The 12714-nt window shown below is 39.9% G+C and carries 7 protein-coding genes; all 7 read right to left on the bottom strand.

All coding sequences use genetic code 11. From position 1 onward, the window contains the following. Nucleotides 1-304: 304 nt before the first annotated feature. On the bottom strand, nt 305-4582 hold the full coding sequence (gene rpoC, locus B3600_RS05930; protein ID WP_112373726.1) for a DNA-directed RNA polymerase subunit beta': 4278 nt from the start codon (nt 4580-4582) through the stop codon (nt 305-307). A gap of 71 nt (nt 4583-4653) precedes the next feature. Further along, nucleotides 4654-8463 carry a DNA-directed RNA polymerase subunit beta gene (gene rpoB, locus B3600_RS05925; RefSeq protein WP_046672286.1) on the bottom strand — a complete coding sequence of 1270 codons (3810 nt, stop codon included), beginning with the start codon at nt 8461-8463 and terminating at the stop codon, nt 4654-4656. Between the two features lie 168 nt (nt 8464-8631). Next, nucleotides 8632-9009, bottom strand: a complete 378-nt coding sequence (gene rplL / locus B3600_RS05920) for a 50S ribosomal protein L7/L12 (RefSeq protein WP_002992785.1) — start codon at nt 9007-9009, stop codon at nt 8632-8634. A gap of 78 nt (nt 9010-9087) precedes the next feature. Beyond that, nucleotides 9088-9606 carry a 50S ribosomal protein L10 gene (gene rplJ / locus B3600_RS05915; RefSeq protein ID WP_046672239.1) on the bottom strand — a complete coding sequence of 173 codons (519 nt, stop codon included), beginning with the start codon at nt 9604-9606 and terminating at the stop codon, nt 9088-9090. Between the two features lie 2 nt (nt 9607-9608). Beyond that, nucleotides 9609-10307 carry a 50S ribosomal protein L1 gene (gene rplA, locus B3600_RS05910; RefSeq protein WP_046672240.1) on the bottom strand — a complete coding sequence of 233 codons (699 nt, stop codon included), beginning with the start codon at nt 10305-10307 and terminating at the stop codon, nt 9609-9611. A 22-nt stretch (nt 10308-10329) separates the two neighbouring features. Further along, nucleotides 10330-10773, bottom strand: coding sequence for a 50S ribosomal protein L11 (rplK, locus tag B3600_RS05905; protein WP_028072660.1), 444 nt, complete (start codon nt 10771-10773; stop codon nt 10330-10332). Between the two features lie 267 nt (nt 10774-11040). Next, nucleotides 11041-12648, bottom strand: coding sequence for a S41 family peptidase (locus B3600_RS05900; RefSeq protein WP_286752377.1), 1608 nt, complete (start codon nt 12646-12648; stop codon nt 11041-11043). Nucleotides 12649-12714 lie beyond the last annotated feature (66 nt).

Below are 12714 nucleotides of genomic sequence, written 5' to 3'. Positions count from 1 at the left end.
CAAACTTCCAAGCCTTTTGTTTATTATTTTTTAATATTTAGGTTAACTAACTGTAACATTGAACGATTCATTTATGATAGCTATGCGTTAAGCCGTCCTATCAGGTAAAATCAACCAATTAAACGGCCAAGCTGCTTGCTATAAATTTCAGTTCGCCCCTTTCCTTAACAAGCAATTTCACCGCTAAAAGAGCAAGCTAAATATATTTTTACGACCTTCTTCAATATCAAATAAGGTCGCTATAGAAACAAAAAAGGTCCAGACGAATGTCTGGACCTTCCTATATAAAATAATCGAGTAACGATTAATCTTCTTCTTTCGAAGCCAACAATTGATCGTACTCCTCGCGAGAGCCCACAATTAAATTGCTGTATTGACGGATACCTGTACCAGAAGGGATCAAGTGACCAACGATTACGTTTTCTTTCAAACCTAATAAGTTATCACGTTTACCTGCGATAGCAGCTTCGTTCAACACTTTTGTGGTCTCTTGGAAAGAGGCAGCAGAAATGAACGATTTCGTACCCAATGAAGCTCTGGTAATACCTTGCAACAATGGACTTGAAGTTGCCGGAATTGCTTCACGAACTTCAACAAGTTTTAAGTCACGACGTTTCAGACTAGAATTCTCTTCTCTCAACTTACGTAAAGAAACAATTTGTCCCGGACGCAAGTTATTGGAGTCTCCTGCATCAACGACAACTTTCTTGTCAAACAAGGAATCATTTTCTTCCATGAAATCCCATTTGTTAACCGCTTCTTTTTCTAAGAAACGCGTATCTCCTGGATCTTCGATGTTAACTTTTTGCATCATTTGGTGAACGATCGTCTCGAAGTGTTTATCATTGATCTTCACACCTTGCAGACGGTATACCTCTTGGATACCATTCACAATGTAATGTTGCACTGCTGATGGACCTTTGATCGACAAGATATCCGCAGGAGAGATCGAACCATCTGATAATGGCATACCAGCTTTCACAAAGTCATTATCCTGAACAAGGATATGCTTAGAAAGAGGTACCAAGTATTTCTTGATTTGACCATCACGAGACTCGATAGACATCTCACGGTTACCACGTTTCACACCACCCAATGTTACCACACCGTCGATTTCTGTTACAACAGCAGGGTTAGAAGGGTTACGTGCTTCGAATAACTCCGTTACACGCGGTAGACCACCTGTGATATCTCGCGTTTTACCCGTAGAACGAGGGATTTTAACAAGGATACCACCTTCTTTTACTGTTACACCATTAGCAACTGCAACGTGAGCGCCTACTGGGATATTGTAGGTACGAATAACCTCGCCCGATTTATCAAGAATCTTGATGGATGGGTTTTTCGTTTTATCACGTGTTTCAATAATTACCTTCTCTTTGTGACCAGTTTGCTCATCTGACTCCTCACGGAAGGTAACCCCTTCGATGATTGCATCAAATTCAACTTTACCGGCAAATTCAGAAATAATTACTGCATTATATGGATCCCATTCCACCAATTTATCACCTTTAGCTACTGTACCGCCATCCTCAACGAACAACTGTGAACCATAAGGGATATTTTGTTGGAATACAATTTTATTATGTGCATCGATAATCTTAACCTCACCAGAACGTCCTAAGACTACCTGATGTGTACCATTATCATTTGTTTGCGAAACAGTACGTACGTTTTCAAATTCGATTTTACCATCGTATTTAGAAATGATACTTGAATCAGCAGCAATGTTCGATGCCGTACCACCCACGTGGAATGTACGAAGTGTTAACTGTGTACCCGGCTCACCAATTGATTGAGCGGCGATAACACCCACAGCTTCACCTAACTGAACACGCTTACCTGACGCCAAGTTGCGTCCGTAACAACAAGCACAAACACCACGCTTAGACTCACAAGTTAATACCGTACGAATCTCAATTCCTTCGATACCTGCTTTTTCGATAGTTTCAGCAATTTCCTCAGTGATATCTTCATTTGCGGAAACGATCAATTCGTCAGTATCCGGATGAAGAACATCATGCAATGGCGTACGACCCAAAATACGATCGAACAATGGCTCAACAACATCGTCATTATCTTTCAATGCTGTTGTATAAATACCACGTAAACCACCACAATCTTGTTCCACAACGATCATATCTTGCGCTACGTCATGTAAACGACGGGTCAAGTACCCCGCATCCGCTGTTTTCAATGCTGTATCGGCAAGACCTTTACGCGCACCGTGGGTAGAGATAAAGTATTCCAATACGGACAAACCTTCTTTAAAGTTTGACAAGATCGGGTTTTCGATAATCTCACCACCAGAAGTACCTGATTTTTGGGGTTTCGCCATCAAACCACGCATACCACATAACTGACGGATCTGCTCTTTCGAACCACGGGCTCCAGAATCCAACATCATGTAAACTGAGTTGAAACCTTGATTATCATTCGAAAGAATATCCATAACGTGCGCCGTCAATCTGTTGTTGATACGCGTCCAGATATCGATGATTTGGTTGTAACGTTCGTTGTTTGTAATGAAACCCATGTTATAGTTGTTCATTACTTCTTCAACCTCGTTAGTTGCTTGTTGAATCAATTCAGCTTTCGCAGCAGGAATGTTCAAATCTTCCAAGTTGAAAGAAAGACCACCTTTGAAGGCTGTTTGATATCCCAATTCTTTCATATCATCCAAGAACTGCGCTGCACGGGCCATACCCGTAGTCTTCACAATTTCACCGATGATATTACGCAACGATTTTTTAGTAAGCAATTCATTGACAAAACCCATTTCATCAGGAACAACTTGGTTGAAGATCACGCGACCTACTGTTGTTTCTAACAAGGTATCAACGATGCTACCATCTTTTTGTCTAACTTTTGTTTTTACTTTAATCCAGGCATGAAGGTCAATTTGCTTCTCATTTAAAGCGATGATAACCTCTTCAGCCGAATAGAAAGTCATATCTTGACCTCTTACGGTGTGATCGCCAGCAGTTCTACGGCCTTTAGTAATATAGTAAAGACCCAATACCATGTCTTGAGATGGTACTGTGATTGGGGAACCATTCGCCGGGTTTAAGATATTGTGCGCGCCTAACATCAAGATTTGGGCTTCCAAAACTGCAGCATTACCAAGAGGTAAGTGGACTGCCATCTGGTCACCGTCAAAATCGGCGTTGAACGCTGTACACACTAATGGGTGTAATTGAATAGCTTTACCCTCTACCAATGTAGGTTGGAAAGCCTGAATACCCAAACGGTGAAGCGTAGGTGCACGGTTTAGTAATACAGGGTGACCTTTCAATACATTTTCAAGGATATCCCATACCACAGGATCTTTACGATCCACAATTTTCTTAGCTGATTTTACTGTTTTTACAATACCACGCTCGATCATCTTACGGATGATAAACGGTTTGTAAAGTTCAGCAGCCATATCTTTAGGAAGACCACACTCGTGTAATTTCAAGTGAGGACCTACAACAATTACCGAACGAGCCGAATAATCCACACGCTTACCTAACAAGTTTTGACGGAAACGACCTTGTTTACCTTTCAAAATATCAGATAAAGACTTCAATGCACGGTTACCTTCTGTCTTAACAGCGTTCACTTTACGTGAGTTGTCAAACAAAGAGTCTACCGCTTCTTGAAGCATACGTTTTTCGTTACGTAAGATTACTTCAGGAGCTTTGATTTCGATCAAACGTTTTAGACGGTTGTTACGGATAATCACACGACGGTATAAGTCATTCAAATCCGAAGTCGCAAAACGACCACCATCCAAAGGCACTAAAGGACGCAATTCAGGTGGAATGATTGGAACGATTTTCACAATCATCCATTCTGGACGATTCTCGATATTTTCACGTGAACTACGGAAAGCTTCAACCACATGAAGGCGTTTTAACGCTTCATTTTTACGTTGTTGCGAAGTTTCGTTAGCAGCTTGGTGACGTAAATCGTATGACAATTGATCCAAATCAATACGTTTCAACAAATCTTCCAATGCCTCAGCACCCATCTTAGCAACGAATTTTTGAGGATCGTTATCGTCTAAATATTGATTTTCTTTTGGTAGGGTATCTAAAATATCCAAATATTCTTCTTCAGTCAAGAAGTCCATAAAGTTGATACCATCTTCTTCCTTAATACCAGCTTGGATAACCACATAACGTTCGTAGTAAATGATCATATCCAATTTCTTGGTAGGAAGTCCCAATAAATAACCAATTTTATTAGGAAGAGAACGGAAATACCAAATGTGCGCAACAGGAACTACCAAGTTGATATGTCCCATACGCTCACGACGTACCTTTTTCTCTGTTACTTCAACACCACAACGGTCACACACAATACCTTTATAACGGATACGTTTGTATTTACCACAGTGACATTCGTAATCCTTTACAGGACCAAAAATACGCTCACAGAATAAACCGTCACGTTCCGGTTTGTAGGTACGATAGTTAATCGTTTCCGGTTTTGTAACTTCACCACTTGAGCGTTCCAAAATAGTTTCTGGAGAAGCCAAGCTGATCGTAATCGAAGTGAAGTTGCTTTTAATTTTATTATCTTTTTTGTAAGACATACTTATTCAAAAGTTAAAGCTTTATAAAGAAGCTTTGAAGGACTGAGCCCTTCAAAGCCCTAATTGCTTAATTAATCCAATGTGATATCTAGACCCAATCCACGTAGCTCGTGTACCAATACGTTGAACGATTCTGGTACCGATGGTGTCGGAAGGTTGTTACCTTTTACGATAGCCTCGTAAGTTTTGGCACGACCAACCACGTCATCCGATTTCACAGTCAAGATTTCTTGAAGGATGTTAGATGCACCGAATGCTTCCAATGCCCAAACCTCCATCTCACCGAAACGTTGACCACCGAATTGCGCTTTACCACCTAGAGGTTGTTGTGTGATCAATGAGTACGGACCGATTGAACGTGCGTGCATTTTATCATCAACCATGTGACCTAATTTCAACATGTAGATTACACCCACTGTCGTTGGTTGATCGAAACGGTCACCCGTCAATCCGTTGTACAAATATGTACGTCCTGATTTCGGTAAACCAGCTTTCGCAACCCAATCCTGTACCTGATCCATTTCAGCACCATCAAAGATAGGTGTAGCAAATTTCACACCTAATTTTTGACCAGCCCAGCCCAATACGGTTTCGTAGATCTGTCCCAAGTTCATCCGTGAAGGTACCCCGAGTGGGTTCAACACGATATCAACTGGTGTACCATCTTCTAAGAATGGCATATCCTCATCACGTACAATACGTGCAACGATACCTTTGTTACCGTGACGACCGGCCATCTTATCCCCTACTTTCAACTTACGTTTTTTAGCAACGTAAACCTTAGCCATCTGCACAATTCCTGATGGAAGTTCATCACCGACAGATACTGCGAATTTATCACGTTTGAACGAACCTAACTCTTCATTAATTTTAATGTTGTAATTATGAAGGGCCATTTTGATCAACTCGTTTTTATCTTCGTCAGTTGTCCATCCCATTGGGTTGATGTTGTTGTAATCTAATTCAGCTAGAATTTTTTGTGTAAACTTAGCTCCCTTAGCAACCAACAACTCTTTATAGACATTGTATACCCCTTGGCTAGTTTTACCATTCACTACAGTGAATAATTTTTCAACCAAGCGGTCTTTCAATGATTTAACTGCTCTATCGTGAGCAACCTCTAGTTTCTCTAAAGTTTTACGTTCAACCTCTTTAGACATTTTCTTCGCACGCGAGAATAACTTCGTATCGATAACAACACCTTTTAATGAAGGCGGAGTTTTCAATGAAGCATCTTTCACGTCACCAGCTTTGTCACCGAAGATTGCACGTAACAATTTCTCTTCTGGAGAAGGATCAGACTCACCTTTAGGTGTGATTTTACCAATTAAGATATCACCGCCACCAACTTCAGCACCGATACGGATAATACCGTTTTCGTCCAAATCTTTTGTCGCTTCTTCAGATACGTTAGGAATATCAGCTGTTAGCTCTTCTTCACCACGTTTCGTATCACGAACTTCAAGTTCGAATTCTTCAATGTGAAGAGAAGTAAACCAGTCTTCTTTCGCTACACGCTCAGAAATTACGATCGCATCCTCAAAGTTATATCCTTGCCAAGGCATGAACGCTACTTTCAAGTTACGACCTAATGCCAATTCACCATTTTCAGTCGCATAACCTTCACATAACACCTGTCCTGGTTCAACTCGTTGACCTTTCTTAACGATAGGCTTCAAGTTCATACATGTATTTTGGTTGGTTTTCTTGAATTTGATCAATTTATACGTTTTGACATCATCATCAAATGATACAAGACGATCATCGTCGTTTCTGTCGTAACGGATCTTGATTTCATCAGCATCTACATACTCTACTACACCATGACCTTCCGCATTGATCAATGTACGTGAATCTTTCGCAACACGACCTTCAAGACCAGTACCTACGATAGGAGCTTGCGGACGCAATACAGGCACGGCCTGACGTTGCATGTTCGATCCCATCAATGCACGGTTGGCATCATCGTGCTCCAAGAAAGGAATCAATGAAGCCGCAATAGATGTAATTTGGTTTGGAGCAACGTCCATATAATCAAGCATATTAGGCTCGATAATTGGGAAGTCACCCTCATATCTGGCTTTCACTTTCGCATCTTCGAAATTACCTTTGTCATCATACAAAGCATTCGCTTGTGCGATTGTTTTACCATCTTCATCCTCGGCAGATAAATATACGACCGGCTCATCAACCACAACAACCCCATCTTTTACCTTACGGTAAGGAGTCTCGATAAATCCTAAGTGGTTAATTTTCGCATGTACAGCCAATGAGGAGATCAAACCGATGTTTGGACCCTCAGGAGTTTCAATTGTACAAAGACGACCGTAGTGTGTGTAGTGAACGTCACGAACTTCGAAACCTGCACGCTCACGAGAAAGACCACCTGGACCTAAAGCTGACAAACGACGCTTGTGTGTAATTTCAGCAAGAGGGTTAGTTTGGTCCATGAACTGCGACAACTGGTTCGTACCGAAGAACGAATTGATTACAGACGAAAGTGTACGTGCATTAATCAAATCAGTTGGCGTAAACACCTCATTATCACGGATATTCATACGCTCACGGATTGTACGGGCCATACGCGATAGACCTACACCAAATTGAGCATATAATTGTTCACCTACAGTACGTACACGACGGTTTGACAAGTGGTCAATATCATCTACTTCGGCTTTAGAGTTGATCAAATTGATCAAATACTTCACAATTGCGATGATATCCTCACGGGTTAATACTTTCGTATCATCCGGAGTTCCCAACTTCAATTTACGATTGATACGGTAACGACCTACATCACCCAAATCATAACGTTTGTCAGAGAAGAATAAACGATCGATGATACCACGAGCAGTTTCCTCATCTGGTGGTTCAGCGTTACGCAATTGACGATAGATATGCTCTACCGCTTCTTTTTCTGAGTTGGACGTATCTTTTTGTAAAGTGTTATATATAATAGAATAGTCTGCATTGTTTGACTCATCATCTTTCGCTAAGATAATCGACTTAACGCCAGCTTCGATGATCAAATCAATGTGATCTTCTTCTAGAACAGTTTCACGCTCAAGGATAATTTCGTTACGGTCGATAGATACTACTTCACCTGTATCCTCATCCACGAAATCTTCTACCCATTTTTTCAATACCCTAGCCGCAAGACGACGACCAACATATTTTTTAAGACCAGATTTACTAACTTTTACTTCATCCGCTAAATCGAACAATTCCAAGATATCTTTATCCGAATCGTAACCGATAGCACGCAATAAGGTAGTCACTGGGAATTTCTTTTTACGGTCGATATATGCATACATGACGTTGTTTACGTCAGTTGCAAACTCGATCCAAGATCCTTTGAAAGGAATTACCCTTGCAGAATAAAGTTTAGTACCATTTGTGTGTCTACTTTGACCAAAGAAAACGCCTGGTGAACGGTGTAATTGCGATACGATGACACGCTCTGCACCATTTACCACGAAAGTACCTTTAGGAGTCATATAAGGGATAGTCCCTAAATATACATCCTGAACAATAGTTTCGAAATCTTCGTGTTCTTCATCATTACAAGATAACTTTAACTTAGCCTTTAAAGGAACGCTATAAGTCAAGCCGCGCTCGATACACTCTTGGATATCATAACGTGGTGGATCAATGAAATAATCCAAAAACTCTAGCACAAAAATGTTTCTTGAATCAGAAATAGGGAAGTTTTCCGAGAATACCTTGAACAGCCCTTCCTGATGGCGGTTGTCAGAAGTAGTTTCTAATTGAAAAAACTCCTTGAAAGATTCCAATTGCACATCTAAGAAATCTGGATATTCCAATACTTTCTTACTTGTTGCAAAGTTTATTCTTTCTTGTTGAATATTATTGTTTGCCAAGGGAATATGAATTTTAGTTTTAAAAAAACTGCGCTTACATTTATGCTGTAAACCACGTGTCCACTGTGCCCAGCATATACACAGCATAGTGGCGTATTGATATAAATAGGAATAGACTCTGACGAAAAATCGTCAGAGTCTAAACCTTTTCGGGCTAATTAGTTGAGATTATTTAATCTCAACAACAGCACCAGCTTCTTCTAATTGTTTTTTCAAAGCTTCTGCTTCGTCTTTAGATACACCAGCTTTTAATTCTTTAGGTGCTCCGTCAACTAAATCTTTAGCTTCTTTCAAGCCTAATCCAGCTAAATCTTTAACCAATTTAACTACAGCTAATTTTTGACCACCAGCTTCTTTCAAGATAACGTCAAATGAAGTTTTCTCTTCTGCAGCAGCAGCACCACCTTCAGCTGGAGCAGCAGCTACAGCAACAGCAGCAGCAGCAGGCTCGATGCCATACTCGTCTTTTAAGATATCAGCTAATTCTTTAACTTCTTTTACTGTTAAGTTAACTAACTGTTCAGCAAGTTGTTTTAAATCTGCCATTTTATTTTGAATTTTTGAATGTACTTTATAAAAATTGTTAATTAAATTGTAACGAATGTTTCTGTTCTAGAGGATTCGTTAACCTCTTTCTTCTAAAGCTTTTACTAAACCTGCAACAGTATTTCCTCCTGATTGAAGAGCTGAAATAACATTTTTCGCAGGAGATTCCAAGGCTGCGATAACATCCGCAATAAGCTCGTTTTTAGATTTAAGATTAACTAATGCAGTTAATTGATTATCTCCAACGAATGCAGTTGCTTCAATGAAAGCCGCTTTTAACAACGGTTTTTCACCTGATTTACGCAATTCTTTGATTAATTTCGCAGGTGCGTTAGCGACTTCTGAAAACATCATTGTAGACGCTCCTTTAAGCGTTCCAAAGATTTCTTCTTCATCAACACCAGCTTCGATTAATGCTTTCTTGATTAAAGTGTTTTTTACAGCTTTAATTTCGATGCCTTGTTCAAAACATTTACGACGAATGTTATTCACTTTTTCAACTGACAACTCAGCAGTATCGGTAATGTAGAAGTTACCGTAAGATTTAATCTGTTCGGCCAAAGCTAGAACAATTTCTTGTTTTTCTTCTTTTCTCATGATTAAATACCTGCTACTGATTTAGTCTCAATATGAATACCAGGACTCATAGTTGAGGAAATGTGAATACTTTTAAAGTAAGTTCCTTTAGCTGCAGATGGTTTCAAACGAGCTAGAGTTTGTAATACCTCTAGTGCGTTATCATATATCTTATCTGCATCGAACGACGCTTTACCAATAGAAGTATGGATGATACCGGTTTTGTCAACTTTGAAATCGATCTTACCACCTTTTACATCTGTTACAGCTTTACCAACTTCTGTTGTAACTGTACCAGTTTTAGGGTTAGGCATCAAGTTTCTTGGACCTAAAATACGACCCAATTTACCAACTTTAGCCATAACACTAGGCATAGTAATAATGATATCAACGTCAGTCCAACCACCTTCAATTTTGCTGATGTAATCATCTAAACCTACGTAGTCTGCACCTGCCGCTTTAGCTTCTTCTTCCTTATCAGGAGTACATAAAACTAATACACGAACAGTTTTACCAGTACCGTGAGGTAATGTTGCAATACCACGAACCATTTGATTTGCTTTACGAGGATCTACGCCCAAACGAACGTCGATATCCACAGAAGCATCAAATTTGGTCAATGAGATTTCTTTAACTAAAGCCGAAGCTTCTTTCAAAGAGTATGCTTTACCAGCTTCAATTTTGGATAGTGCCGCTTTTTGATTTTTTGTTAATCTAGCCACTTTTCTTAAATTGATTTCTTAATTAATTGTTCCAAGGAGCATTACCTGATACAGTAATACCCATACTACGTGCTGTACCAGCCACCATTCTCATAGCAGCCTCTACAGTAAATGCATTTAAATCAGGCATTTTATCTTTAGCGATTGTCTCAACTTGTTCCCAAGTGATAGCCGCAACTTTTTTACGGTTAGGCTCGCCAGATCCACTTTTTAATTTAGCAGCGTCTTTCAACTGAACTGCTACCGGTGGAGTCTTGATGATAAAATCGAATGATTTATCAGCGTAAACTGTAATGACAACAGGTAATACTTGACCTGGTTTGTCTTGCGTACGAGCGTTAAACTGCTTACAGAAATCCATGATATTCACACCTTTAGCACCTAATGCAGGTCCTACTGGAGGTGAAGGATTCGCAGCTCCGCCCTTAACTTGTAATTTTACTAACGCACTGACTTCTTTTGCCATTTTGTTTTGAATTTAATTTTGTTAAATGTCTGTTAGTAAGTTGGAAGCAAATAACGTAACATTCATCGGCCAGGACGTAACACCCCAACCGAGGTGCAAAGTTAATAAGAAGATTTGAATCCTGCAAGTATCTAACTTTTAATTTTTCAGGAATTTATGTTTTTTTTATCCCTACCTAGATCCGACATCCTATTACAAAAAAATAATCTTAGCACTTTTCTAAAAATTAAGGCTAAAAAAATCGGTTTTAACGAAGTCACATCAGCTCTACTGCCTTTTAATAATCTTCAACACCTTATCCAATACCGGATCTTTCCCTTTGAATACATCATCAACATTTCGTACAATGGAAACATCCGGCATAACACCCCGTCCAGCTTCGCTTACATGATAATAAGGCTTCACGTCCATTAAGCCAAAGCGCCATCTTAAATGGGAGTTTGGCAGTTTCAGTACAGGAAGAACTCCCGCAACCGTACCACTAGCAGCCCCGCCAGTCTCTTCACCAAAGAAAACAGCACGTTTCCCAACTTTCAGATTTGTAGCAATCAAACTCGCTGCAGAAAAAGTCCCGCCATCGATCAATACAAATAAATCACCGCGATAGCGATTCGCCTTTGATTTTTCAATTTTGCTTCCCGTAAGATGGGTATAATTTATCCCATCTTTGGAAAACGTCTTTGCCCAAGATACTACAGCACTTGGTATAATAAATGGTGATAAAACGGGATAAGACCAGCCTGGCAATCCTTTTACCTGATAAAACGGCAAGTTGAACTTTGAGGTGATCACTGCCGGCTGAACAAACTGGAATTTATCCGCTTCTACCAGATAGCTATATAGTTCACGAACATCGGACAAACGTCCGCCCAGATTGCCACGAAGATCCAAGATCAGGTATTGAACCGAATTAAGCTCCAGTCGATCAAAAATCCTTCTATAGGCTTCTTTTGGACGCCCATAGGAAAAATCGACCACCTTCAATAAAGCAATACTGCTATCGCCTTTGATAGGGAAAGAGAGCTGTTTGCTCATTCTTTTTAGATTGGTATTATAGCCGAATATCTTGCGCTGCTTTTTCGTATCGGACTTCTTTTCGATTGGCTTATCCTTCTTTTCCGAAGGCTTTTTATTCGGTTTTTCCGTAGCCGCATGGTTTGTCCCGACCTTTTCCTTCTGTTCAGGTGCTTCAAATCTTCTGACAACAAACCGCTCATACGTACTATCAGCACAAGAAAACACCACAGCAATAGAATCTCGATACCCCAATTCCAATTGGTAATACCGCGGTAATAAACGTTCAAAAGCCTGATCTATAAATGTTGTATTATACCCATCCGAGGTAAAGCTTGGGCGATATTTTGTGTACAAATTTTGTGGCTGTATCCCTTCAATAGCTAGAATTTTTGAACCGACAATCAGCGTTGAATCTGCCGTTCCATTTTTTGAAAGATACAATGTATTTTCTTGCCAATGAAATCCCAATTGTGAGAAGGGGCCCTTACTTTTTTGGTAACGTACTTTATCCTTACCTTTCGGGTCAAATTTGGAAATAAGTGGGCTTAAGGTCATATGTCCCTGCCGAACTTGAGACAGAACAGCTGCTAATGCCAGCTGAAACTGGTTGGGCAGTAAGGGTTGGCGGATCGTAGAACGGAGGCTATCAAACTTAGTCTTTAATTGATCTTCCCCTATATACAAAAAAAGGTCCGGATGCATTTTCCATAAGTTACGCTCAACATAGTTGATATCTTGCTGCATAGCTTCCACTGCCAGGGGAGTCTCGATAAATCGATTATACTTCTCGACATTTGCACAGCTCAGCAATGTCAGCACATAAAACAATGCGAATAGATAAATACCTAGCCTTTTCATTTATGGTAAGATACAAAAAAAAGCCTTCCAATTTTCATGAAAAGCTTTTCTCTATCGTTAATTACT

This window comes from Sphingobacterium sp. UBA2480, assembly GCF_002341965.1.
Classification (GTDB): domain Bacteria; phylum Bacteroidota; class Bacteroidia; order Sphingobacteriales; family Sphingobacteriaceae; genus Sphingobacterium; species Sphingobacterium multivorum.
Note: the sequence above shows the minus strand (reverse complement) of the source record. Positions and strands in the feature narration are given on the sequence as shown.

Excerpts from the sequence above, each read along its gene's own strand:
- B3600_RS05900 (WP_286752377.1), bottom strand. The coding sequence starts at position 12,648 with ATGAAAAGGCTAGGTATTTATCTATTCGCATTGTTTTATGTGCTGACA.
- rplK (WP_028072660.1), bottom strand. The coding sequence starts at position 10,773 with ATGGCAAAAGAAGTCAGTGCGTTAGTAAAATTACAAGTTAAGGGCGGA.
- rplL (WP_002992785.1), bottom strand. The coding sequence starts at position 9,009 with ATGGCAGATTTAAAACAACTTGCTGAACAGTTAGTTAACTTAACAGTA.
- rplJ (WP_046672239.1), bottom strand. The coding sequence starts at position 9,606 with ATGAGAAAAGAAGAAAAACAAGAAATTGTTCTAGCTTTGGCCGAACAG.
- rpoC (WP_112373726.1), bottom strand. The coding sequence starts at position 4,582 with ATGTCTTACAAAAAAGATAATAAAATTAAAAGCAACTTCACTTCGATT.